A 23,721-nucleotide genomic window follows, 5' to 3' on the forward strand; every position below is an offset into this window, starting at 1 on the left:
TCCGCGCCTCGGCGGGGACCCTCGGCCCGTCCCGTGGTGGGCACCACGGCCGACGCCGGGTGACCGCTCCTAGACTGACCCCATGTCCCTCGCCGACGCCTTCCTCACCGTCACCGACCTGCGCGCCCGCAGCCTGAGCGCCGCCCAGCTCACCGCCGCCCTGCCGCGCGCGGAGCTCGACGTCGCCGCGGCCGCCGAGGCCGTGCGCCCTGTCGTCGAGGACGTCGCCGCCCGCGGCGCCGAGGCGGTGCTCGAGGCCTCCGAGCGCTTCGACGGGATCCGTCCCGCGCATCTGCGGGTCCCCACCGCCGAGCTCGAGCGCGCCCTCGCGGAGCTCGACCCGCAGATCCGCTCCGCGCTCGAGGAGTCGATCGCCCGTGTGCGCGCGGTCGACGCCGCACAGGTCCGTCCCGCCGAGACCGTCGAGGTGGTGCCCGGCGGCACCGTCACCCAGCGCTGGGTCCCGGTGCGCCGCGTCGGCCTGTACGTGCCGGGCGGCCGCGCCGTGCTGCCCAGCTCCGTGGTGATGAACGTGGTGCCCGCCCAGGCCGCCGGGGTCGAGCAGATCGTGCTCGCCTCCCCGCCGCAGAAGGAGTTCGGCGGCCTGCCCCACCCCACGATCCTCGCCGCCTGCGCGCTGCTCGGGGTCACCGAGGTGCTCGCCGCCGGCGGCGCCCAGGCGATCGCGCTGCTCGCCCACGGCGCGGAGGACCTCGGCGACGGCGACGGGCTCGAGGGCGTGGACCTCGTCACCGGACCCGGCAACGTCTACGTCGCCGCCGCCAAGCGCCTCGTGCGCGGGAAGGTCGGCATCGACGCCGAGGCCGGCCCCACCGAGATCGCGATCCTCGCCGACGACACCGCCGATCCCGCCTTTGTCGCCGCGGACCTCATCTCCCAGGCCGAGCACGACCCGATGGCCGCGAGCGTCCTGGTCACGCCGTCCGATGCACTGGTCGAGGCGGTCGAGGCGGCGCTCGCCGCGCAGGTCCCCGCCGCCCTCCACCGCGAACGGATCGAGGAGGCGCTGCGCGGACCGCAGAGCGGCGCCGTGCTCGTCGCGGACCTCGCCCAGGGCCTCGCGGTCGTGGACGCCTACGGTGCCGAGCACCTCGAGATCCAGACGGCCGAGGCCGACGAGGTCGCCGCACGCGTCACCAACGCCGGCGCCGTCTTCGTCGGCCCCCACAGCCCCGTCAGCCTCGGCGACTACGCCGCAGGCTCCAACCACGTGCTGCCCACGGGCGGCACCTCCCGCTTCACCGGCGGGCTCGGGGTGCAGACCTTCCTGCGCGGCATCCACGTGGTCCGCTACGACCGCGACGCGCTCGCCGGCGCCCGCGTCGCGGCGACCACGCTCGCCCGTGCCGAGGGGCTGCCCGCCCACGGCACCGCGATCGACGTCCGCTTCGAGGGCTGAGCTCAGCCGGCGTCGGCCGTGCGGTCGGCGTCTGTCGCCGCCTCGTCGGCGCCCATCGGGGTCTCCTCGACGGCGGCGCGGCGCTCCGCGGCACGCTCGCCCCGGGTGAGCCACAGCGCGATCGCGCGCCAGCCCAGCATCCCGACCGCCAGCACGATCGCGGTGACGATGAGGAAGGACACCTCGGTGCCCGCCCCGAACAGGGTGCGGACCGCCATCCCGGTCGCGAGGGTGATCGCCCACACGAAGAGTCCGTGCGGCCAGATCCGGAACGGGGCGCGCCAGGCGCGGATCGCGAGATGGCCCAGCAGCGCGCCGACGGCGAAGGGCCACCCCACCAGGAAGATGTTCTCGGTGGTCAGGGGCGTGCCGTGCTGCACGAAGCCGACGGCGACGAAGAGGATGACGACCAGCAGGTCGCCGACGAGGGCACCCAGGGAACGGAACATCCCGCCAGGGTACTGGGACGCGGCGGGGAGCTCCCCGAGGGAGGGGCGCCGGGTGGGCCGACGCGGCGGCGCGCGGCGTCCGCACGATGAGCCACGTCACGTCGGCCCCGGCCCCGGGGCCTCGACGCGGACCGGGACGACCCGCCCCTGCGACGCCAACTACGATGAGTGCCATGTCCGCCTCGCCCGTCCCGACCCGTGAGCCCTCGGTCCTGCCCGTCCCGCGTGACGGCATCGCCGGCGCCGCCCCCTACGGCGCGCCGCAGCTCCCGGTCGCGCATGCGCTGAACGTGAACGAGAACCCCTACGGCCCCTCGGAGGAGCTCGCCGCCGCGATCGGCGCCGCCGCCGCGCAGGCCGCGGCGGGCCTGAACCGCTACCCGGACCGGGAGGCGCTGGACCTGCGCCGCGAGCTGGGGGAGTACCTCGCCGAGGAGTCCGACGTGCCCGCCCCGCCGGCCGAGGCGGTCTGGGCCGCGAACGGCTCCAACGAGGTCATGCACCAGCTGATGCTCGCCTACGGCGGGCCCGGCCGCACGGCGCTCGGCTTCACGCCGCACTACTCGATGTACCCCGAGTACGCGCGCGACACCTATACCGCCTGGGTCACCGCCGAGCGGGGTCCCGCTCCCGACTTCGCGCTCACCGCGGAGACGGTCACCGCCGCGATCGCCGAGCACCGACCCTCGATCGTGGTGCTCACCTCGCCGAACAACCCCACCGGCACGGCGCTCGACCTCGACGTCGCCCGCGCCGCCGCCCGCGCGCTCGAGCCCACCCGCGGGCTGCTCGTGGTCGACGAGGCCTACGGCGAGTTCCGCCGCGACGGGGTGCCCAGCGCCCTCACCCTCCTGGCCGAGCACCCGAACCTCGTCGTGGCCCGCACCATGTCCAAGGCCTTCGCGCTCGCCGGCGCCCGCCTCGGCTATCTCGTCGCCGATCCCGCGATCGTCGACACCGTGCGCGTGGTGCGCCTGCCCTACCACCTCTCCGCCGTCACCCAGGCGGTGGCCCGCACCGCCCTCGCGCACCGGGAGGAGCTGCTGGGGAAGGTCGCGCTGCTGCGCACCGAGCGCGACGCGCTCGCCGCCCATCTCGCCGGTCGCGGCCACGAGGTCGCGCCGTCCGACGCCAACTTCGTCCTCTTCCGCGCCTTCCGAGGCCGCGACGACGTGTTCCAGGCCCTCCTGGAGCGCGACGTGCTGATCCGCGCCGTCGGACCGGCCGGCTGGCTCCGCGTCAGCGTGGGCACCCCCGAGGACAACACCGCATTCCGCACCGCCCTCGAGGAGGCCGACCCCCGATGACCGAGACCGCCCGCCCGTCGCGCACCGCGACCCTCTCCCGCACCACCCGCGAGTCCTCCGTCGAGGTCAGCCTCGACATCGACGGCACCGGCCAGGTGGACATCTCCACCTCCGTGCCCTTCTTCGACCACATGCTCACGGCGCTGGGCACCCACGCCCGCTTCGACCTGAAGGTGTCGGCGACAGGTGATACCCATATCGACGCCCACCACACCGTCGAGGACACCGCGATCGTGCTCGGCCAGGCGCTGCGCGAGGCGCTCGGCGACAAGCACGGCATCACCCGCTTCGGCGACGCGCTGGTCCCGCTGGACGAGGCGCTCGCCCAGGCCGTCGTGGACCTCTCCGGCCGCCCCTACTGCGTCCACTCCGGGGAGAGCGAGGCCCAGGCCACCCACCTCATCGGCGGGCACTTCACGGGCTCCCTGACCCGTCACGTCTTCGAGTCCCTCGCCCACCACGCCGCGATCTGCCTGCACATCCGGGTGATCGAGGGCCGCGACCCGCACCACATCGTCGAGGCGCAGTTCAAGGCGCTCGCCCGGGCGCTGCGCGCCGCCTGCGCCCCCGACGACCGGGTCCTCGGGGTGCCGTCCACCAAGGGAGCGCTGTGAACACCGACGACACCACCGGCCGCGGGCCCGAGCCCGAGGACATCGACGCCGAGTTCGCCCGCCTCACCGAGGGGCTCTCCCTCGACGACGCGCCGCTGACCGTCGAGGACGTCCTGTCCGACGCCTCGGCCGCGCCCGAGGAGGACGAGGTCCCCACGATCGCCGTGGTCGCCACCTCCGTCGCGACCGCGAAGGCGCTGGCCGGCGTGATCCGGCTGGGCCGCGAGGCGCGCACCGACGGGATCGACATCCCCACCGACTCCCGCACCTTCGACACCGCCACCGGCGCGGTCGCCGTCGGCCCGCTGTCCGAGGCGGCGGCGCACGACCTCGCCGCGATCACCTCCACCGCCCTGCAGCGCAACGGCATCGTGGTCTTCTGGCGCCGCGGCGACCGCATGACCGCGACCCGGTACAAGAACGGCGAGCGCGGCGAGGACATCTCGCCCGCGATCGTGCTCGGCGCCGTCGACGACCTCGTCGAGGAGCTGCTGCTGGGCACGACCTCGCTCGACGAGCTCGGCGAGGGCCTCGACCCCGCCTCGCTCTCCCGGGCCGAGGCGCTGGAGTGGATCTCCTCCGGCGGGAGGAAGCGCCCGTGAGCACGACCGAGCCCGGGTCGTCGGCCGCCGCGGGCCCCGCGGACGCACCGGCCACCGCCGGAGCGCCAGGTCCCGCCCCGCGCGTGGTCGTCCTCGACCACGGCTCCGGCAACGTCCGCTCCGTCGTCCGCGCCCTCGAGGCCGCGGGGGCGGAGGTCGAGCTCACCGCGGACCGCGGGCGCGCCCTCGCGGCCGACGGGCTCGTCGTCCCCGGCGTCGGCGCCTACTCCGCGACCCTCGCGCAGATCCTCGCCGTCGGCGGCGACCGGATCATCGAGCGCCGCCTGGCCGGCGGCCTGCCGGTGCTCGGCATCTGCGTGGGCCTGCAGGCGATGTTCGAGGCAGGCACCGAGCACGGCGAGCGCACCCGCGGGCTCGGCCAGTGGCCGGGCGAGGTCACCCACCTCCAGGCCGAGGTCGTGCCCCACATGGGCTGGAACACCGTCGAACCCGCTGCGGGCAGCGCGCTGTTCGCCGGGATCGAGCAGGAGCGCTTCTACTTCGTCCACTCCTACGCCGCCCGCAGCTGGGAGCTGGAGGACACCGGCCCGCTCAAGGCGCCGCGGGTGACCTGGGCCCAGCACGAGCAGGACCGCTTCGTCGCCGCCGTCGAGAACGGGGCGCTCAGCGCCACCCAGTTCCACCCCGAGAAGTCCGGCGCGGCCGGCGCCCGCCTGCTCGCGAACTGGCTGGGCACCCTGCCGCGCCGCGACCGGGAGCAGGACGCATGATCCTCGCGTTCCTGATGCTCTTCGCCGGCGGGATGCTCCTCGGCGGCGCCTGGTCCTTCTACCGCTCGAAGAAGCCCTGGTGGGCGATCGCGGGACTGGCCGTGCTCGGCCTCGTGTGCCTGGGCATCTCCTTCTGGCGCATCCAGAGCGGCTGAGCCCGCCTCCCCACCCCGTCCGTCCCCGTGCCCGACCGGGCACCATCCCCTCAGTCCCAGGAGGACCCCCATGACCGCTCCCGTGCTCGAGCTGCTCCCCGCCGTCGACGTGCAGGGAGGCCAGGCCGTCCGCCTCGTCCAGGGCGAGGCCGGCACCGAGACCGGCTACGGCGCGCCGCTGGACGCCGCGCTCGCCTTCCAGGAGGGCGGCGCGAGCTGGCTGCACCTGGTCGACCTCGACGCCGCCTTCGGCCGCGGCTCCAACGCCTCCCTGCTCGCCGAGGTCGTCGCCGCCGTGGACATGAACGTCGAGCTCTCCGGCGGGATCCGCGACGACGAGTCCCTCGCCGCGGCGCTCGCCACCGGCTGCCGCCGCGTGAACCTCGGCACCGCCGCGCTCGAGAACCCCGAGTGGACGGCCGACATCATCGCCGAGCACGGCGACCGCATCGCCGTCGGCCTCGACGTGCGCGGCACCACCCTCGCCGCCCGCGGCTGGACCCGCGAGGGCGGCGACCTGTGGGAGACCCTCGAGCGACTCGACGCCGCCGGCTGCCAGCGCTACGTCGTCACCGACGTCACCAAGGACGGCACGCTCCAGGGCCCGAACGTGGACCTGCTCGCCCAGGTCTGCGAGCGCACCGACGCAAAGGTCGTCGCCTCCGGCGGCATCTCCTCCCTCGACGACCTGCGCGCGCTGCGCGAGCTGGTCCCCGCCGGGGTCGAGGGCGCCATCGTGGGCAAGGCCCTGTACGCGCAGGCCTTCACGATGAGCGAGGCGCTCGACGTCGCGGGACGCCCGTGACCTCCGAGAACACCTCGCAGAACGAGGACCACGGCCCGTCGGGCCCGGACGCCGACCCCGGCGGACGGGCCCGTCGGGCCCTGCCCTCCCACTTCCGCGAGAAGTCCCCGCTGACCGACACCGCGGGCGTCTCCTGGGAGGGCCGCGACTACACCGTCAGCCCGTTCCCCGGCGACGACGGCGCGACCCCGGCGCACCTCGCCGAGGCGCTGCAGGCGCACCGGGCGGGCCGGGACCCGCACCGGCGCGCGCTCGTCGCCGCGCTGACGACCTCCCGGGTGCTGGTGCCGATCATGGCGGTCGCGACCGAGACGGGCACCACCGCCCACGGCCTCACCGGCGACAACGGTGCCGACATGGCGATGGTCTCGATCTCCGCGCCCGACGGGACGACGGTGCTGCCGCTGTTCACCTCCGTCGACCAGCTCTCCGCCTGGCGCGGAGATGCCCGGCCCGTGCCCGTGGTCGCGCCGCAGGCGGCGCAGGCCGCGGTCCAGGAGGGCTGCACCGCGCTGCTGCTGGACGCCGCGACGCCGGAGGCCGAGGGCGGCCCCGTGCTGCTGCCGCGCTCGGTGCTGTGGGCGCTCGCACAGGGACGAGAGTGGATCCCGCCGCATGAGGACGGCGAGCTCGCCGCGGAGCTCGAGCGGGTCGGGACCTCCGCCTCGCCCGCCGTGCTGGGCCTCGCGGCCCGCGCCGGCGAGCGCGCCGAGGTGGACCTCCACCTGCGGCTGCGCCCGGGCCTGACCGCGGAGCAGGTCTCCGCGGTGGTCCAGCTGGTGACGCAGGGGCTCGGGGGATCGCAGCTCGTCGCCGAGCGGATCAGCTCGATGCGGCTCGTGCTCGGCTCCTGAGCCGTAGCCGTAGCCGTAGCCGGAGCCCGAGCCGTAGCCCGGCCCGCGACGCCGCGGCCCGGCCTCGTCAGGAGACCCGGCCGGTGTACTTCTCGCCCGGCGCCTTGCCCGGCTCGTCGGGGAAGGGCAGGGCCTCCGCGAAGGCGAGCTGCAGCGAGCGCAGACCGTCTCGCAGCGAGCGGGCGTGCTCGTTGCCGATCTCGGGGGCGGCGGCGGTGACCAGGCCCGCGAGGGCGGTGATCAGCTTCCGCGCCTCGGCGAGGTCCTGGTACTGCCCGGTCTCCTCGTCCTCGGCGAGGCCGACCTTCACCGCCGCGGCGCTCATCAGGTGCACGCAGGCGGAGGTGATGATCTCTACCGAGGAGACCTCGGCGATGTCGCGCAGCTCGTCGGCGCCGATCCCCTCGTCGTGGCTGTGCGGGGCGTCGTGGCTGTGCGCGGCGTCGTGCGCGTGCGGGGTGCTGTCGTGGGAGTGCTCGGTCACTGGGGGTCCTTCGTTCTCGGTCCGCGTCCGGCTCGGACGCGGTGCGGGGGTGGTGGTCCGCGGCGGGCGGAGGGAGTGGCTCAGCCGGCCAGGGGCAGGGATCCGGTCATGTCCTCGCCGAAGTCGACGAGGATCGCGGAGGGCTCGGTGCCGATCGGCACGTCGAAGACCAGGTGGACGGTGCCGCTGCCGCCGCCCGGGATCTGGGTGGGCCTCTTGCTGTCGGCGATGTGCACGCGGCTCGCATCGAGGTCGAGCGGGTGGGTGGCGCCGTCGGCGGACTCCAGCGAGATCGACTCCGGGGTGAGCGGCGCCGCCCGGTCTCCCTGGTTGTCGATCTCGACGGTGGCGATGACGAACTCGCCCTCCGGCTCGACCGGGTTGCTCCGGCTGCCGACGCTGCGCACGCCCGCCTCGGTGCTCACCGTGGTCATCTCGACCTCGCCGATCGTCGCGCTGCCGCCGGAGGCCCCGTCCTGCGGGGCGGCGGTCCCGGCTGGCGCCGCCGGATCGGAGTCGCCCGGGTCGTCGGAGCCCAGGGCGCGGAAGGCGAGGATGCCCCCGCCGACCGCGACGGCGAGGACCAGCACGGCGACGAGGACGATCGCGCCGATGAGCAGCCCGCGGCGCGAGCCCTTCGCCTCGTCGGGGTCCTGCACCTTCGCGGGCCGACGGTTCGGGACGGCCGGGCGCGGGGGAGGGGTCGGGAACCCCTCGGGCACCGGGCGCAGCATCGCTCGGGATGCGGTGACGCCCTGGACGCCGGTGACCGAGCGGCGCTCGGTCTCGGAGAGGTCGTCCGGGCCCTCGGTCTGCTGGGCGGGCTCGGCGGGCTCGACGCCGCCCGGGGCCGGGAGCTCCTCGTCGTTCCCGTAGCCGTACTCGTGGGAGGCGTCCACGGGGCCCTGCGGGGCGGGGAGCTCCGGGGTGCCGGCCGGCTCCGCAGGGGCGGGGTCGGTGGGGAGCGCTGGCCGGCCGTCCTGCTCGGACGCCTCGCGGTCGGTGTGCACCTGTACTCCTCGCTGATCGCGGCCTGGCGGCGCGACGCACATCACCTGGACGTCCGTCGTACTCCTGGTAGGATAGACGACTGGAACAGGTCGAAACCCTCGTCATACGTTCCTCAAGTGGAGTCCCTTCCCACCTCGTGGCATCCAGCCGCTGGGTCAGTATCGCAGTCGGGCGTCATCGTCCGGCGAGCGGGCCGTCGCGCCCGACCGCCGTCGCAGCGCTCGCACCTTGGGGCCTCCGCATGACTGCGGGGGCCTTCGTCGTCTTCCGACTCGAAACAAGGTGAGGAGCCAACATCAGCGAACAGCGCATCAACGGTCAGATCAGGGTCCCCAAGGTCCTCCTGGTCGGTCCCAACGGCGAGCAGGTCGGTGAGGTCCGTGTCGAGGACGCCCTGCGTCTCGCCCAGGAAGCAGACCTCGACCTGGTCGAGGTCGCACCGGGTGCGAACCCGCCCGTCGCGCGGCTCATGGATTACGGCAAGTACAAGTACGAAGCCAACCTGAAGGCCCGCGAGGCTCGGAAGAACCAGGCGAACACGGTCCAGAAGGAAATTCGGATGGGCCTCAAGATCGACACGCACGACTACGAGACCAAGCGTCGCAACGTCGAGAAGTTCCTCGACGGCGGCGACAAGGTGAAGGTCATCATCCGCTTCCGCGGTCGTGAGCAGTCCCGTCCCGAGCGGGGCGTCAAGCTCCTGCAGCGCATGGCGGAGGACGTCTCGGAGTACGGCTTCGTCGAGTCCCACCCGCGGCAGGACGGCCGCAACATGGTGATGGTCTTCGGGCCTCACAAGAAGAAGGCCCAGGCCATGGCCGAGGCCCGCAAGCGCAAGACCGACGCCGAGAAGGCAGCGGCCCGCGGCAAGGACGACGAGTCCGCGCCCGAGGCCGAGGCCGGCGCCGAGTCCTGAGAACGTCACAAGGAGAAACAGGCCAATGCCGAAGAACAAGACCCACTCGGGTACCAAGAAGCGCGTCCGCGTCACCGGCTCGGGCAAGCTCATGCGGGAGAAGGCGAACGCTCGCCACCTCCTGGAGCACAAGTCCTCCACCCGCAAGCGCCGTCTGGGCTCCGACACCGACGTGTCGAAGGCCGATGCCAAGCGCATGAAGAAGCTGCTGGGCCGCTGATCGCCCACGCGGGAGCACGCCTCCCGCGACCCTGAACTTACGATCGAAGGAGTATCACGTGGCACGCGTGAAGCGGGCGGTCAACGCCCAGAAGAAGCGTCGGGAGATCCTCGAGCAGGCCAGCGGCTACCGCGGCCAGCGCTCGCGCCTGTACCGCAAGGCGAAGGAGCAGGTGCTGCACTCGCAGACCTACAACTTCCGCGACCGCAAGAAGCGCAAGGGCGACTTCCGTCAGCTCTGGATCCAGCGCATCAACGCGGCGTCCCGCGCCAACGGCCTGACCTACAACCGCTTCATCCAGGGCCTCGGCCTCGCGGGTGTCGAGGTGGACCGTCGCATGCTCGCCGAGCTCGCCGTCAACGACGCGCCGGCTTTCGCCGCCCTGGTCGAGGTCGCCAAGAACGCCCTCCCCGAGGACGTCAACGCCCCCGCGGCCTGACATCGCTGCCCGTCCAGCGATGACCGAGCGCCCGGATCAGTCCCCGATCACCTCCCCCCGCTCCGAGCGGGTGCGGAAGGTGGCGGCGCTGACCGGGCGCTCGGCGCGTCGCAAGCAGGGACGCTTCCGCGTCGAGGGACCGCAGGCCGTGCGCTCCCTCCTTGCGCACAGGCCCGAGCTGGCCCTCGAAGTGCACCTCACCGAGCGCGCCGCCGAGGCGCACCCCGAGCTCGAGCGCCTCGCCCGCGCGGCGGGCATTCCGGCCCGCCTCGTCGACGAGCAGATCCTGCGCGCCATGGTGCGCGAGAGCGGCCCGGCCGACGCGGCCGCCGACGGCGGGTCCGGTCCTGCCGGCTCCGTCGGCACGGGCGCCCCGGGAGCGCTCGTCTCCCCGCAGGGCGTCGTCGCCGTCGGCGCCCTGCCCGCCGAGGACCCGGACGCCGCGACCGCCGCGCTGGAGGCGCTGCCCGATGACGGGCCGCTCACCGTGGTCGTGCTCCACGAGGTCCGCGATCCCGGGAACGTCGGCACCCTGATCCGCACCGCGGACGCCGCCGGCGCCGACCTCGTGCTGCTGACCCGCACCAGCGCCGACCCGTACTCGCCGAAGGCCGTGCGGGCGAGCGTCGGCGGGCTCTTCCACCTCCCCGTCCTCACCGGCGCCGAGAGCGGGTCCCTGCTCGAGGCACTCGCCGCCCGCGGCATCACCGCCGCCGCGACCAGCGGCTACGCGGACTCCGAGCTGTTCGACGTCGACTTGCCCGAGCGGATCGCGTGGATCCTCGGCAACGAGGCGCACGGGCTGGACGAGGCGACCCTCGCCGCCGCGCCGCTGACCGTGCGGATCCCGCTGGCCGGCCACGCGGAATCGTTGAACGTGCACACCGCCGCGACCGTCTGCCTCTTCGAGACCCTTCGCCGACGGCGGGCCGGGGCATGAGCGCGCCCGTCGCAGAGACCGCCCCCGCGCGCCGCCGCGGCCCCGGCCGCGCCCTCGGCACCGCCGCGGTCCCCCTCCTGATCCTGCTGGCCCTGCTCGCCGCGGGGCTCGGCATGCTCGCCACCGGGGCGCTGTCCCCGGCGACCCTCGTGCCCGCCTCGCCGCTGGTGACCTTCGGGCTGCCCGTCGTGCGCGCGCTGCACCACCTCGGCCTCCTCCTCGCCGTCGGCGCGGGCGCGACCGCCGTGCTCCTGCTGCCCGGCCCCTCGCGCCGCGAGGCGACGGTGCTGGACCCGCTGCGCCGCCGCGCCGTGCGCCTCGCCGCCGCCGGGGCGCTGCTGTGGACCCTCGCCGCCCTCGCCCAGATCCCGCTCGGCGGGCTCGAGGCGACCGGTGCCGGCACCGCGCTGAACGTCTGGGACGTCGCGATGGGCGGGGCGCTCGGTCGCCTGCAGATGCTCGTCGCCGTGCTCGCCGCGCTCGCGACCCTCGCCTACGCCCTGGCCCGCTCCACCGTGTTGGCCTGCTGGGGCCTCGCCTTCGCCGGCCTCGGCACGCTGTCCCTGGGGCTGGTGGGGCACGCCGGGGCGAGCCTGGACCACATCAACGCCGTCAACGCCATGGCGCTGCACCTCGTCGCCGTGACCGTCTGGGCGGGCGGGCTGCTGGCCATCGCGCTGCTCGCCGGGCGGATGGACGACGAGGTGCTCGGCGTCGTGGTCCGCCGCTACTCGCCCTGGGCCCTGGCCGCGGTGCTCTCGCTCGCCCTCAGCGGACTGATCAGCGCCGGGATCCGGCTGTCGGGCTGGGGAGACCTGCTCACGACCGGCTACGGCCGGGTCGTGCTCGCCAAGACGCTCGGCCTCGTCGTCCTCGCCGTGCTCGGTGCCCTCCAGCGCGCACGGCTCGGCGAGCGGCTCCGCTTCCGCCATCTCGCGCTCACCGAGGGCGTGCTGATGGCCGCCGTCATCGGGGCGTCGATCGCGCTGGGCCGCTCCGCCCCGCCCGTGCCGCAGTCGGTCCCCGCCAGCGGCGACCTCAAGGTGCTCTCACTGGCGGGCTTCCTCCCGCCCGAGCAGGAGTTCTCGCCCACGACGATGCTCACCGTCGTCCAGCCGGACTGGATCGCGATCGCCCTCGCCGTGGTGATGGCGGGGCTGTATCTGACCGGGGCGGTGCGCCTGGTCCGTCGCGGCGACGACTGGCCATGGCATCGCACCCTCGCCTTCCTCGCCGGCTGCCTCGCCTTCGCCTGGGTGATCTCCGGCGGCGCGGCGGCCTGGGGGAAGTTCCGCTTCGACGCCCACATGGTCCAGCACATGGCGATGATGATGATCGTGCCGCCGCTGTGGGTGCTCGGCGCGCCGGTGACGATGCTGTCCCGCGCCACCTCGCCCCGCACCGACGGGTCCCGCGGGGTGCGCGAATGGGTGCTCGCCGCCCTGCACTCGGGCTACTCGCGGCTGGTCTCCTCCCCGCCGCTGGCCGGGCTGATCTTCGCCGGCTCGCTGGTGATCTTCTACTTCACCCCCCTGTTCGAGCTGGCGATGTACAACCATCTCGGCCATGTGCTGATGACGGTGCACTTCCTCGCCTCGGGCTATCTCTTCGCCTGGGTGTTGATCGGCATCGACCCCTCCACCAAGCCGATCAATCCGGTGCTGAAGCTGATCACGCTGCTGGTGACCCTCGCGTTCCACGCCTTCTTCGGGATCGCGCTGTACTCGGCGACCTGGCTGGTCGCGGAGGGCTGGTACACGGAGCTGGGGATGTACGGCCCCGACCGGCTGATGCTGATCCAGGAGCGGGGCGCCTCGATCATGTGGGCGATCTCCGAGGTGCCGACGGTCGGGTACGCGATCATCGTGGCGGTCCTGTGGATGAAGTCCGAGGACCGACGGGCCCGGCAGTACGACCGCAAGGCCGAGCGGGACGGCGGCGCCGAGCTCGCCGCGTACAACGCCTATCTCGAGAGCCTGCGCGGGGGAGGCGGCGCACCCGCGCCCACCGCAGGTGCGGACAGCCCGGGGGACAGTTCGGGGGGCAGTGCGCCGGACCGCGCCGGTGAGCGCCGGGACGGCTGAATCGCTCGAGCCTACTCGCCGTCCGGGCGGCCGGCCGGGGAACGGCCTGCTCGTTCGAATGCTGCTGTGACGAGCGCAAAGACAAGACCGAACACCACGGCGAACGTGATCGCCGGCCCCGTCACCCCGCCGTCCAGCACGGCCCTGAGGGCGAGCGCCAGCACAGCGATCATGACTCCGCGGATGACGACTCTCTTCCAGGGTGCAGAAGGCATGGGCACGCGCATGAGGCCATGGTGGCACGACCAGCCGGGTGCGTCCCCTAGCGTGGTGGCTTGCCCGAGTCAGCGCGGAGCGGGACCTGAGGGACAGGAGGAGGTGACCGATGGCGTGGAGCACGCGGGAGCTCGCCGAGCTCGCAGGGACGTCGCTGCGCGCGGTGCGGCACTACCACGACGAGGGCCTGCTGCCCGAGCCGCCCCGTTCCTCGAACGGGTACAAGCACTACGGGGTCCGGCACCTGATCCAGCTGATGCACATCAGGCGGCTGGTCGACCTGGGCGTGCCGCTGGCGGAGATCCCGTCCCTGGATCCCTCCGCCGACAGCTACCGGGAGGTCCTGGAGGCCCTGGCCTCGGAGACCACCGCGGAGATCGAACGGCTGGTGGTCGTCCGGGACGAGATCGCCCAGCTCCTCGAGGAGCCCGGGACGTGGGAGATGTCCAGTGGGACGACCGGCAGCACGGACGGAGACTTCCTCACCGTCCTCTCCCGCGTGCTCGACGAGGACTCGCTCCAGGCGTGGCGGCGCGTGGGAGAGTCCATCCCCGATGCGCAGGTCCTGGCGGACTTCGAGAACCTGCCGGAGGAGGCGTCGGCCGAGATGCGCGAGGACGTCGCGGCACGGATGGCGGAGGCGGTCCGCGATGGCCTTGCCGCCGCCCCCGAGCTGGACGATCCCGGTTTCGGCGAGGGCACCTCGCGCGCCCTGGGGACGCGGAGCATCGGCGAGGCCCTGGCCGAGCTGTACTCACCCGCCCAGCTGCGAGTGCTGGTCAGGTGCCACGAGCTGCTGTCCGCCGAGTGAGGGACGTTCAAGCGTCCTGGGCGGCGGCGGGCACCTTCGCCAGGTGTCGCGCGAAGAACTCGTCCGCCGCGCGGTACAGCGCCAGCACGTTCTCGGGGTTGAGGATGAAGTGCCCCTCGTCGTCGAAGACCAGGTACTCCACCTCGTTCCCCTTTTCCCGCAGGCCGGCGACGATCCGGTCGGAGTTCGCCCGTCGCACCCGCACATCGTTGGCGCCCTGCACCACCATCAGCGGTGAGCGGATGTCCGCGATCCGGGTGATCGGCGAGCGGGCCCTCAGGTCGGCGGCCTGCTCCGGGTCCGACGGGTCGCCTGCGTAGCGGTACCAGTTGTTCACGAGGCCTGCTCGCGCGTACTCGGGCAGGGAGCGCAGGTAGTCGACGAGGTCGGAGACCCCCACGTACTCCACCGCCGCCGCGAACCGCTCCGGGGTGAACGCGAGGCCCACGAGCGCGGCATAGCCGCCGTAGGAGCCGCCGAACACGCCGATCCGCTCGGGGTCCGCGAGGCCCTGGGCGATCGCCCAGTCGACGGCGTCGAGGAGGTCGTCGTGCATGCGTCCGGCGAGCTCGCCCACGGCCGCCTCCATGTGCCTGCGTCCGAAGCCGGCGGAGCCGCGGAACTGGGGCTGCAGCACGGCGTATCCCCGGCCGGCCCAGAGCTGGACGACGGAATCGTATCCCCACCAGTCCCGTGCCCAGGGGCCGCCGTGGGGCATCAGGACCAGGGGCAGGTCTTGCGGCTCCTCGTGCACGGGGAGCGTGAGATAGGCGGGCAGTGGCAGGCCGTCGCGGGCCGTGATCTCGACGCTCTCGACGGGGGCGAGCTGATCGACGTCCAGGTGCTCCAGGCTCCGTGCCAGGAGCCGGCTGCGGCCGGTCCGGTGGTCGTAGAGCCAGGTCTGCGGATCGCGGTCGTGCACGAACGACACGACCCACCGCTGTTGGTCGACATCGCTGGTGAGGGCGCCGATGTCCCCGTCGCACAGCGCCGCCACCGCCTCGAGGACCTCCGCGAAGTGCGGGTCGAGGGGGACGGTGTGCATCCGCATCCCGTGATAGCGCAGCCCCAGCAGCTCACCGGTGCGGCGATGGCGGATCAGCGGGGACGGCAGGTTCGGGAAGACCAGGGACCGGGTGTCCAGATCGGCGTGGGGGTGGTGGTGGATCATCGTCTCCTCCCCGGTGGCCAGGTCGAGGCGGGCCGGATGCAGGTGGTCGGTGCCGCGATAGGAGCCGAGCCAGATGCTCGACCCGTCTGCCGCGGCCTCGAAGGGGTGGACGTCCATCGGGTAGGCGTCTCCGTCGAAGGCGGCGACGAGAGACTCGCCGCGCCAGAGCTCCCAGGTGCCGTCTGCTCGCATGCTCCTGCGCAGGAGCGTCTCGCCGACGAGCATCCAGGTGCTCCCCTCTCCGGGGCTGGGAGCGAGCCGGGTGAGGGCTCCGGTGGCGATCTCGAGGTCGTAGAGATCGAAGGCGGTGGGGTCCTCCGCGTTCATCTGCAGGGTGGCGTGGCCGGGCCGTCCCCGTCGGAGCTCGAGCGCCTGGACCGTGGCACCGCGGAACGGGGTGAGGTCCACCGCGGGGGCGCCGAGCTGGTCGAGGTCGATGCGGAAGACGTGCCAGTTCTCGTCGCCGCCGCTGTCCTGCTGGTAGAGCAGGTGGCGGGAGTCGTCGGCCCAGAGGTACCGGGTGATGGAGCGGGAGTCGTCGGCGGTGACGCAGCGGGGCGGGGCGTCGGCGTCGATCTCCTCGACCCAGATGTTGAGCCGCTCGTGCCACATGGCCAGGTGGGCGAGCCGGGTGCCGTCCGGGGAGATCGAGATGCCCGAGCGCTCCGGCGGCCGCAGGAGGTCGTCGATGGTGAGGGTCGCAGCGGTGGTCATCAGAGGTTCCTCTCGTCGATCAGGTCGCCGGTGGCGGTCGCCGCATGACGTGCCTCGGCGGTGCGCATCCGCGTCGTGCTGCGGCGGAACGCCCACACCACGACGAGGGCGAGCGCGATGGTCAGCGGAGCTCCCATGAGGGTGTCCGCGATGCCCAGAGCGGTGATGCTCTCCGCGACGTACAGCCACTGCTGCACGACGAACTTGGCGAGATGGGCGACGGCGATGGCCGAGGTGGCGATGACGTGCGCACGGTAGGTGGGGCGGTCCTCGCGCCAGGCGTGCTCACCGCCGTGCACGGCGTTCCAGATCATGCCGGTCAGGGGACGCCTCGCCACGACGGAGATCGCGGTGGGGAGGAAGATCGCCAGGGCGGCCCAGATGCCGATGACGAAGAAGTCCCGGACCGAACCGGTCCAGATCACGAGCGTGGCGGCCACGGCCACGCCGAGAAGGCTGCCGATCGCCGAGGGCACCTTCTCGCCGCGGCCCAGGCGGATCACGAACAGCACGGCTCCCGCGCCGAGCGCGACGGCGAGCGTGGGCATCAGCGGGAGGAACATGTGCGCCACCACCAGGGCGATGACGGGGACGGTCGAGAGGACGAGCCCGGAGGCTCCGCCCATCTGCTCGATGATCTGCTCGGTGGTGGTGCCTTCTGCGGTGGTGCTCTCTCCGGTGGTGCTCGCAGTGGTCTTGCTCTCTGCCTTGTCGATACTCATCGTTCGCCTCCGTCGGGGAGTCGAGGAATGCTGTCGACAAGGAGCACACACTGTGCCGGAGCGGCACACTCCAGACCTCGGAGCCGAAATGTGACGCACGCCACACAGTGGGGCGAGCCTGGACTGCGGTCAGTACGGCGGCGGTTCGCCGGGCGGATGCAGGTCCCCGTCGTGCCCCACCCGCCAGTCGTCATCGCCATCCGGTCCGGTGACCAGGTCGCCGGGGGAGAGTCCCTGCTCCCGCACCCATCGTCGGCGCGCGGCCGCCTCGGCCCGCAGGTGTCGGAGATGCTCGTGCTGCTCCCAGGCGGCGGTCATCTCGTCGACGACCTGCGCGGTGGCGAGATCCCGACCGTCCTCCTGCCGGGCCATCATCAGCCCGGAGCTCTCCCACCAGGTCATGCCCTCGAGGTCGTCGCGCACCGGGTCCAGCAGCCCCAGCGTCTTCAGCCGGTGGTGCTCGCGGCAGAGCTCGTGCAGGTTCTCCGCGTCGGTCGTACCGCCGGCAGGCGGATCGCCGTGGTCGTACTCCTCGAGGTGATCCGTCTCGGACAGCATCGAGGAGGGGCGGCCGCAGCCGGGCACTGCGCAGGTGGGATGGCGCAGCAGCAGGTGCGCGCGCATCTCCGCGGTGGGCCGGTAGCGCTGCGCCGGGGCGGGGAGGAAGCGGCCCGACGTCGGATCCGTCAGGACCCGGTACCAGGTGCTCTCGTGCCCGGCGAGCTCGCGGGCCATCCGGGCGGGAAGCGGGATGGTGCCGTCGAGCATGCCGGGAGCGTCCGACTGCCCGAGGAGGGTCATGACCGGGACCGTCACGTTGACGCGGACCTGGGGCGGGGGAGGTGCGGCGTCGCCCGTGGCGAGGGCCGAGCTCATCAGCACGTTGTAACGGGTGTGGGCGAGGGAGGGGATCAGGCAGCTGGCCTCGATCTCGCCTCCCGGATCGACCGGCAGCGGGGTGCCCTGCTCGAAGGCGCGGCGCTGACCGTCGCGGACGGCATGAGCAGCGAGATCCAGCCGTCGCGACAGGTCGAGGATCTCCGGGATCGGTCCGATGATGCGCAGGCAGCCGGTGCCGTCGGGCCGGGGCGGGTCCAGGACCACGCGGCGGCGGCTCTCGGGCCGGGCATGCTCCGGCTCCTCGCTGCGCGCGACCGCGGCGGCGAGGAGATGACCGAGGACCCGCGAGAAGACCTCGGGGGAGACGGAGAGGTCGGTGCGGGAGAGCTCGACGTCGAGCCGCCGGAGTGCATCATCCTCGAGGCTCCCCGTGCGTTCCAGCAGCTTCTCGAACCACGGCGCCGGGAGCTCGCCGCGGGAGAGCCGTGCGAAGCACAGGGGGAGCAGCGTGGCCACGCGATGCGCCTCGCGGATGGCCGAGCGCGCCTGGGCGCGGGTGCACCGCAGGGCGAGGGAGAGGTGCAGCTCCTCCATCGCGCGCGCCTCGCGGGGGAGCTCCTCGGGAGAGAGCGGGTCGTGGGTCGCGCCGACGATCGCGCGGAACCTCCGGGCCAGCCGGCGCGAGTCCTCGGCGCCGCCGTCCCACAGCTGCTCGAGCAGCTCGGCCGTCTCCGGCGCCCGATGCTCGCCGATGCGCGAGATGTGCTCGCGGGTCGCACGGCGGCGTCGGCGCCGACGGGCCCGGACACGGGACAGGGCGGAGGCCGCCTCGGGGCTCGGAGGCGCGAGCAGCAGCGGTTCGGCGTCGGCCTCGAACTCGCCCACCCTCACCGCCTCCTCACGGCCACCCGGGATGCTCCTCACCTCCGGGAGATGTGACCGATTCTACCGATTCGCCCCGACAGTCGAAAGGTGTGTGGACAACCCTGGAGAGGCGCTGAACAGCCGTGACTGTGCTTCGCCGGCGTCGTGCGCAGGGGCATGACAGACACCAGCGGCGGCCCTCCGTGGAGGACCGCCGCCGGTGTCATCGAGCGATGCGACGCCTCAGGCACGTGGCGCTCGGGCGTCGATCGGATCGAGACCTCTCTCAGAGCCAGTCGCCCTGCGCGGCCTTCTTCTCCGCTCCGATCGTGGTGTCGGGGCCATGGCCGGTGTGCACCACGGTGTCGTCCGGGAGCTGGAACAGCCGCTCGCGGATCGACTGCTCGATCGTCTCCCGCGAGGAGAAGGAGCGGCCGGTCGCACCGGGGCCGCCCTGGAACAGGGTGTCCCCGGTGAACACCGCGCCCAGCTCCTCGGAGTAGTAGCAGGTCGAGCCGGGGGAGTGGCCCGGGGTGTGCAGCGCCTCGAGGTTCACGCCCGCGATCGTGAACATGTCCCCGTCGGCGACGTCGTCGTCCCAGGGCAGGTCGCCGTGGGTGAGCTGCCAGACCTCGCGGTCGGCGGGGTTCAGCAGGATCGGGGCCTCGAGCGCCTCGGAGAGCTCCGGGGCGAAGCGCACGTGGTCGTCGTGCGCGTGGGTGAGCAGGATGCCCACGCACTCGCGGTTCCCGACGAGCTCCTCGACCTTCTCGACGTCGTGCGGGGCGTCGAAGACGACGCACTGCTCGTCGTCGCCGAGCACCCACACGTTGTTGTCGACCTCGTGGGTCTCGCCGTCCAGGGAGAACGTCCCCGAGGTGACGGCATGGTCCAGCCGCGCGGTCACTTGGCCACCTCCACCACGGTGCGCAGGTTCGCGCCGTCGTGCAGTCCGTCCAGCGCCGCGTCCGTGCCGGCGAGATCGGTGCGGCCGGTGACGAAGCGGTCCAGCGGCAGACGGCCCTGCAGGAACAGGTCGGTGAGATAGGGGAAGTCCCGCTCGGGGAGACAGTCGCCGTACCAGGAGGACTTCAGCGCACCGCCGCGACCGAACACGTCGAGCATGGGGAGCGTGATCTCGACGCCCGGGCGGGGCACGCCGACGAGCACCACGCGGCCGGCGAGGTCGCGGGCGTAGAACGCGGTCTCGTAGGTCTGCGGGATGCCGACCGCGTCGACGACGACGTCCGCGCCGAAGCCGCCGGTGAGCTCCTGCACCTTCTCCGCGACCTGCTGCGGCGAGAGGTCCTTGGTGCACAGGGTGTGGGTCGCGCCGAGCTCCTCGGCGGCGGCGAGCTTCTTCTCGTCGACGTCGAGGCCGATGATCGTGGTGGCGCCGGCGAGCTTCGCGCCCGCGATCGCGGCGCAGCCCACGCCGCCCAGGCCGATCACGGCGAGCGACTCGCCGCGCTGGACCTGGCCGGTGTTGATCGCCGCGCCGATGCCGGCCATCACGCCGCAGCCCAGCAGACCGGCGACCTCGGCCGGGGCGTCCTCGGAGACCTTCGTGCACTGGCCCTCGTGGACCAGGGTCTTCTCCGAGAAGGAGCCGATGCCGAGGGCGGCGGTGAGCTCGGTGCCGTCGGTCAGCGTCATGGGCTTGGAGGCGTTATGGGTGTCGAAGCAGTACTGCTGCACGCCCTTCTTGCAGGCGCGGCACTCGCCGCACACGGCGCGCCAGTTCAGCACGACGTAGTCGCCGATCTCGACGTGGGTGACGTCCTCGCCGATCGCGGAGACGCGGCCGGCGGACTCATGGCCCAGCAGGAACGGGAACTCGTCGTTGATGCCGCCGTCGCGATAGGCGAGGTCGGTGTGGCACACGCCGGTCGCCTCGATGTCGACGACGACGTCGTTGGGGCCGGGATCGGGGATCACGATGTCCACGAGCTCGGCGGGCTTCTTCTCTGCGAGGGCGACGACGCCCTTCACGGTCCAGGACATGCTGGCCTCCTTCGAGGGAACGGGGTCCTGGCCAGCCTATCCGTGCTCCCGACACTCTGCCTTCAGAAGTCCGTACCTCAGGTGGCTGACGGGGTGGCGTGCCGGCCGCCGGGGGCGCCGGAAGCCGTGGCGCCGCCGCGATCGGCCACGGCCTCGCTGGTCTGCCCGGGCTCGAGGACCTGCCCCGGAGCATCCGGCCTGTACCCCGTGGGTGCCGAAGCCTGCCCCGTCTCGACCAACATCTCCTGCTCGGCCGTGTCGAGGTGCTTGTAGTCGTAGTACATCCGTTCGGCACCCGACGGGCCGTCCATCGCCCGCGTGGCGAGGTAGTCGAAGGGGTCCTCGCCGACCTCGCTGTACTCCATCATGCTGCGGAGCTCCTGCTCGGTGTAGGCGATGCGGGTGTCGGGAGCGCTGCTGTGGGGATCAGTGTGGAGCGTCTCGGGATACATCTCGTTCAGCGACGGGGCGCTGGTCCCGAGGTCGAGCATGTACGTCGGGGCGCGGCCGGTCTCTCCCTGCTCGACGGCGATGGCGTCGTGCCCCTTGCCCCACGACGCAGCACGTGCCTCCCAGACTTGATGGCCGTCCGGATAGGTGCGCGTGATCTTCTCCCGAGCGGAGAACTCCGTCGACGCCCCACCGGAGGCTCCCGACTCCTCGGAGCCGATGGTCCCCGAAGCGCCGAAGCTGCCGACCACCGTCTCGCGGACGTCCTGGTAGCGCTCGAGGACCGGACCGCCGGTGTCCTCCGGCATGGCACCGCTCAGGAGGGCTTCCTGGGCCGCTTGCATGCCGCTCTCATCGCCGGTGAACCGTGCGTGCTCCACCGTGCTCACCTCGACGTCGGCCCCGATGCCGGCCTTGATCGAGGCCACGTCCTCCACGCCGACGGAGAAGCCCCCGTCGATGCCGTGCGCGGTCCCCGGCCCCTGGTCCACCGAGATGGTGCCGTCTTCGCCCCGCGCGACGGTGGTGACATAGGTCAGCTCCTCGGAGACCGAGACGTCGGCGCCGGCCCGCACCCCGCGGTAGGTGACACCGGCAGTGGCCGAGAGCTCGCCGGTGAGCGAGTTCTCCACTGTGGCCGACGATCCCGACGGCAACGTAGACGGGTCGAACGGGTCGATGGCTGCGGCGTCGGCGACGCTGGTGCCCGCGGGGACCGTCACGGAGTAGGAGTGGCTGTTCCCCACCTCGGAGGTGACGGATCCGTCGACGACCTTCCCGTCCGCGCCCACCGTTGACGTGTCGGTGAGCGAGGCCTCGAACACATAGGTGAGGGTGCCGTCGTCGTTGACTATGCGCTCGACCGATTGGCTCCGCGTGATCTTCTTCGAGAGGTCGACCGTCCCCTTGCTCTCCAGATCCACCAGGTCTTCGGACAGCGTGATCTTCTGCGAGTTCTGGGTCGCCTCCCCCTTCACCGCGCCCGCGTGGACCTCGCCCTCGAGCGTGGTGTCGCCCTCGCGCGTCGCTTCCTTGAAGTCCTCGTCCTCGATCGGGGGCCGGTCGGTACCACCTGCACCGCCAGCATCGTGGGTGAGGACGTTGCCCATCCCGATGTTCTCGCCGGGCAGGCCGCCCCATCGGCTCCCGGCCGGGGCGCGAAGTCCCCCCAGCAGCCCCAGCAGGCCGCCGGCCATCCCGCCGAACGGTCCCCCGAGCAGCCCTCCGAACAGAGCGGACAGCCCGCTCCCGTCGCCGTCGGAGGCCGTGTCCTGCTCCTCGGCATGACGGCCGAGCTCGTCCTCGAGCGCGGTCAGGCGCTCGCCGAGCGCCTCCATCTTCCGCACCACCAGGGAGCAGCTCTCGCGGAAGCGCTCTGCGTCCTCCCCGTACCAGGTGACGGAGCGCGCCGAGCGGCTGATTCCCAGCGCGCTCGCGCGCAGCTGCTCCGAGCCCTGCCGCGTGAGGCTCGCCTGAGCCCGCAGCTGCTGCGTGTCCGCCCCCTGGAAGGCCATCGCGTTCCCGTCCCGTCCCCTGCGTCGTCCGTGCGCGGTCAGCGGCTTCGCCTCACCGTGCGGCGGTTCCCAGGCACGGCGGACGCTCCTGGTCCCCTGATCGTGCCGGCCCGTGCTCCGGGCGTGCCACGAGGCTAGCGCGGCGCGGCGGAGAGGGACATGGGGAGCACTCCCCATGCCCGGCGCCCCGGCGGCGCAGCCTCTCCTAGAATGGTCCGCGGTGCCCGCGTCCCGGCGCGCGCATCCTCCGAGCACTCCAGGACGAAAGCGAACCCCGTGTCCGAGACATCCCCCGCGCCCGGCGGGCCCTCGATCGACGAGCAGTCGATCACCGCCGCCGTCGACGCCGCGCTCGCCGCGATCGCCGCGGCCCCCGACACCGCCGCCCTCAAGCAGGTGCGCACCCGGCACGTCGGCGATGCCAGCGTGCTGACCTCCGCGAACCGCGCCATCAAGGACCTGCCCAAGGACCAGAAGGCCGCCGCCGGCAAGCTCGTCGGCCAGGGCAAGGGCCGCGTGCAGAAGGAGCTCGCCGCCCGCCAGGCCGAGCTCGCCGCCGCCGAGGAGGAGGCCGCGCTCGCCGCGGAGACCGTCGACATGACGCTGCCGACGGACCGTCGCCCCCGCGGCGCCGCGCATCCGCTGTGGACCCTCACCGAGCGGATCGAGGACTTCTTCGTCGGGATCGGCTGGGAGATCGCCGAGGGCCCCGAGGCGGAGTCCTCCTGGCTGAACTTCGACGCGCTGAACGCCGATGCGGAGCACCCCTCGCGCTCGCTGCAGGACACGCTCTACCTCGCGCCCGAGAACTCCGGGATGCTGCTGCGCACCCAGACCTCCCCGGTGCAGATCCGCGCGATGCTCGAGCGCGGCGCCCCGCTGTACATCGCGTGCCCCGGCACCGTCTACCGGGCCGACGAGATCGACGCGACCCACTCGCCGATGTTCAACCAGGTCGAGGGTCTCGCGATCGACAAGGGCCTGACGATGGCGAACCTGGTCGGCACCCTCGACGCGCTCGCCGCGCACCTCTTCGGCGGCGCGCCGATCACCCGCCTGCGCCCCAACCACTTCCCCTTCACCGAGCCGAGCGCCGAGATGGACTTCCGCTGCTTCGCCTGCGAGGCGCGGCTCGGCCTCGAGCACGACGCGGACCCGGACTGCCGCGTCTGCGGCGGCACCGGCTGGATCGAGATGGGCGGCTGCGGCATGGTCCACCCGAACGTGCTGCGCGCCGCCGGGGTGGACCCCGAGGAGCACCAGGGCTTCGCCTTCGGCCTCGGGATCGAGCGCATCCTCATGCTGCGCAACGGCGTGGCGGACATGCGGGACATGGTGGAGGGCGACGTCCGCTTCTCCCAGCACTACGGGACGGAGATCTGAG

General features: G+C 72.9%; 25 protein-coding genes. 15 read left to right on the forward strand and 10 right to left on the reverse strand.

Going from position 1 to position 23,721, the window contains the following annotated elements; translation table 11 throughout:
• The first annotated feature begins 82 nt into the window (after window positions 1–82).
• The gene (hisD, locus tag DEU31_RS05295; protein WP_133676203.1) at window positions 83–1,420 is read left to right on the forward strand and encodes a histidinol dehydrogenase; all 1,338 of its coding nucleotides are present in this window, start codon (window positions 83–85) and stop codon (window positions 1,418–1,420) included.
• Between the two features lie 2 nt (window positions 1,421–1,422).
• Here hisD and DEU31_RS05300 read toward each other — a convergent pair whose 3' ends face one another.
• Window positions 1,423–1,869: a DUF3054 domain-containing protein gene (locus DEU31_RS05300; RefSeq protein ID WP_133676205.1), complete on the reverse strand. Its 447-nt coding sequence runs from the start codon at window positions 1,867–1,869 to the stop codon at window positions 1,423–1,425.
• 173 nt (window positions 1,870–2,042) lie between these two features.
• Here DEU31_RS05300 and DEU31_RS05305 point away from each other — a divergent pair, with 173 nt between their 5' ends.
• From DEU31_RS05305 to DEU31_RS05335, 7 genes are all read left to right on the forward strand, one after another.
• Window positions 2,043–3,176 carry a histidinol-phosphate transaminase gene (locus DEU31_RS05305; protein ID WP_166649390.1) on the forward strand — a complete coding sequence of 378 codons (1,134 nt, stop codon included), beginning with the start codon at window positions 2,043–2,045 and terminating at the stop codon, window positions 3,174–3,176.
• The gene (gene hisB / locus DEU31_RS05310; RefSeq protein ID WP_010550153.1) at window positions 3,173–3,790 is read left to right on the forward strand and encodes an imidazoleglycerol-phosphate dehydratase HisB; all 618 of its coding nucleotides are present in this window, start codon (window positions 3,173–3,175) and stop codon (window positions 3,788–3,790) included. Before DEU31_RS05305 ends, hisB begins: the two co-directional genes overlap by 4 nt.
• Complete coding sequence (locus DEU31_RS05315) at window positions 3,787–4,392, forward strand: hypothetical protein (RefSeq protein ID WP_010550152.1); 606 nt, start codon at window positions 3,787–3,789, stop codon at window positions 4,390–4,392. Before hisB ends, DEU31_RS05315 begins: the two co-directional genes overlap by 4 nt.
• An 83-nt stretch (window positions 4,393–4,475) precedes the next feature.
• Complete coding sequence (hisH, locus tag DEU31_RS05320; protein WP_029360338.1) at window positions 4,476–5,123, forward strand: imidazole glycerol phosphate synthase subunit HisH; 648 nt, start codon at window positions 4,476–4,478, stop codon at window positions 5,121–5,123.
• A complete protein-coding gene (locus DEU31_RS05325; protein WP_010550150.1) occupies window positions 5,120–5,278 on the forward strand; it encodes a hypothetical protein in 159 nt (52 codons plus the stop codon). Before hisH ends, DEU31_RS05325 begins: the two co-directional genes overlap by 4 nt.
• A gap of 70 nt (window positions 5,279–5,348) precedes the next feature.
• Window positions 5,349–6,083, forward strand: a complete 735-nt coding sequence (gene priA / locus DEU31_RS05330) for a bifunctional 1-(5-phosphoribosyl)-5-((5-phosphoribosylamino)methylideneamino)imidazole-4-carboxamide isomerase/phosphoribosylanthranilate isomerase PriA (RefSeq protein ID WP_133676209.1) — start codon at window positions 5,349–5,351, stop codon at window positions 6,081–6,083.
• Window positions 6,080–6,937: an SseB family protein gene (locus DEU31_RS05335; protein ID WP_166649391.1), complete on the forward strand. Its 858-nt coding sequence runs from the start codon at window positions 6,080–6,082 to the stop codon at window positions 6,935–6,937. The genes priA and DEU31_RS05335 overlap by 4 nt, the downstream gene beginning before the upstream one ends.
• A 67-nt stretch (window positions 6,938–7,004) precedes the next feature.
• Here DEU31_RS05335 and DEU31_RS05340 read toward each other — a convergent pair whose 3' ends face one another.
• Together DEU31_RS05340 and DEU31_RS05345 are read right to left on the reverse strand one after the other, a co-directional pair.
• Window positions 7,005–7,337: a DUF1844 domain-containing protein gene (locus DEU31_RS05340; RefSeq protein ID WP_050815731.1), complete on the reverse strand. Its 333-nt coding sequence runs from the start codon at window positions 7,335–7,337 to the stop codon at window positions 7,005–7,007.
• Window positions 7,338–7,501: 164 nt separating this feature from the next.
• Window positions 7,502–8,431 carry a DUF4352 domain-containing protein gene (locus DEU31_RS05345; protein WP_133676211.1) on the reverse strand — a complete coding sequence of 310 codons (930 nt, stop codon included), beginning with the start codon at window positions 8,429–8,431 and terminating at the stop codon, window positions 7,502–7,504.
• Window positions 8,432–8,742: 311 nt separating this feature from the next.
• Here DEU31_RS05345 and infC point away from each other — a divergent pair, with 311 nt between their 5' ends.
• From infC to DEU31_RS05370, 5 genes are read left to right on the forward strand one after another with little or no spacing between them, the layout of a single operon-like run.
• Entirely contained in the window at window positions 8,743–9,348 is a 606-nt protein-coding gene (gene infC, locus DEU31_RS05350; protein ID WP_224765358.1) for a translation initiation factor IF-3, read from the forward strand.
• Window positions 9,349–9,373: 25 nt separating this feature from the next.
• A complete protein-coding gene (gene rpmI / locus DEU31_RS05355) occupies window positions 9,374–9,568 on the forward strand; it encodes a 50S ribosomal protein L35 (RefSeq protein ID WP_010550143.1) in 195 nt (64 codons plus the stop codon).
• Window positions 9,569–9,626: 58 nt separating this feature from the next.
• Window positions 9,627–10,007, forward strand: coding sequence for a 50S ribosomal protein L20 (gene rplT / locus DEU31_RS05360; protein ID WP_010550142.1), 381 nt, complete (start codon window positions 9,627–9,629; stop codon window positions 10,005–10,007).
• Window positions 10,008–10,026: 19 nt separating this feature from the next.
• On the forward strand, window positions 10,027–10,947 hold the full coding sequence (locus DEU31_RS05365; protein ID WP_133676213.1) for an RNA methyltransferase: 921 nt from the start codon (window positions 10,027–10,029) through the stop codon (window positions 10,945–10,947).
• Complete coding sequence (locus DEU31_RS05370) at window positions 10,944–13,031, forward strand: cytochrome c oxidase assembly protein (protein WP_133676215.1); 2,088 nt, start codon at window positions 10,944–10,946, stop codon at window positions 13,029–13,031. The genes DEU31_RS05365 and DEU31_RS05370 overlap by 4 nt, the downstream gene beginning before the upstream one ends.
• Window positions 13,032–13,042: 11 nt before the next feature.
• Here DEU31_RS05370 and DEU31_RS16740 read toward each other — a convergent pair whose 3' ends face one another.
• The gene (locus DEU31_RS16740) at window positions 13,043–13,204 is read right to left on the reverse strand and encodes a hypothetical protein (RefSeq protein WP_166649392.1); all 162 of its coding nucleotides are present in this window, start codon (window positions 13,202–13,204) and stop codon (window positions 13,043–13,045) included.
• Window positions 13,205–13,356: 152 nt separating this feature from the next.
• Here DEU31_RS16740 and DEU31_RS05375 point away from each other — a divergent pair, with 152 nt between their 5' ends.
• Window positions 13,357–14,058, forward strand: a complete 702-nt coding sequence (locus DEU31_RS05375) for a MerR family transcriptional regulator (RefSeq protein WP_133676217.1) — start codon at window positions 13,357–13,359, stop codon at window positions 14,056–14,058.
• A gap of 7 nt (window positions 14,059–14,065) precedes the next feature.
• Here DEU31_RS05375 and DEU31_RS05380 read toward each other — a convergent pair whose 3' ends face one another.
• The 6 genes from DEU31_RS05380 to DEU31_RS05405 form a co-directional block, all read right to left on the reverse strand.
• Entirely contained in the window at window positions 14,066–15,943 is a 1,878-nt protein-coding gene (locus tag DEU31_RS05380; protein ID WP_133676219.1) for a S9 family peptidase, read from the reverse strand.
• A complete protein-coding gene (locus tag DEU31_RS05385) occupies window positions 15,943–16,665 on the reverse strand; it encodes a DUF3159 domain-containing protein (protein WP_133676221.1) in 723 nt (240 codons plus the stop codon). The genes DEU31_RS05380 and DEU31_RS05385 overlap by 1 nt, the downstream gene beginning before the upstream one ends.
• Window positions 16,666–16,794: 129 nt before the next feature.
• Window positions 16,795–18,390 (reverse strand): HNH endonuclease signature motif containing protein, encoded by a 1,596-nt coding sequence (locus DEU31_RS05390; protein ID WP_166649393.1) that lies wholly within the window; start codon window positions 18,388–18,390, stop codon window positions 16,795–16,797.
• 265 nt (window positions 18,391–18,655) lie between these two features.
• Window positions 18,656–19,276: an MBL fold metallo-hydrolase gene (locus tag DEU31_RS05395; RefSeq protein WP_053916913.1), complete on the reverse strand. Its 621-nt coding sequence runs from the start codon at window positions 19,274–19,276 to the stop codon at window positions 18,656–18,658.
• A complete protein-coding gene (locus tag DEU31_RS05400) occupies window positions 19,273–20,373 on the reverse strand; it encodes an S-(hydroxymethyl)mycothiol dehydrogenase (protein ID WP_126986672.1) in 1,101 nt (366 codons plus the stop codon). Before DEU31_RS05400 ends, DEU31_RS05395 begins: the two co-directional genes overlap by 4 nt.
• A 77-nt stretch (window positions 20,374–20,450) precedes the next feature.
• The gene (locus DEU31_RS05405; RefSeq protein WP_126986674.1) at window positions 20,451–22,337 is read right to left on the reverse strand and encodes a hypothetical protein; all 1,887 of its coding nucleotides are present in this window, start codon (window positions 22,335–22,337) and stop codon (window positions 20,451–20,453) included.
• A 276-nt stretch (window positions 22,338–22,613) separates the two neighbouring features.
• On the opposite strand from DEU31_RS05405, the gene pheS reads away from it, so the two are divergent.
• On the forward strand, window positions 22,614–23,720 hold the full coding sequence (pheS, locus tag DEU31_RS05410) for a phenylalanine--tRNA ligase subunit alpha (RefSeq protein ID WP_133676225.1): 1,107 nt from the start codon (window positions 22,614–22,616) through the stop codon (window positions 23,718–23,720).
• Window position 23,721 lies beyond the last annotated feature (1 nt).

It is taken from the genome of Brachybacterium sp. AG952, from assembly GCF_004362645.1.
GTDB lineage: Bacteria > Actinomycetota > Actinomycetes > Actinomycetales > Dermabacteraceae > Brachybacterium > Brachybacterium conglomeratum.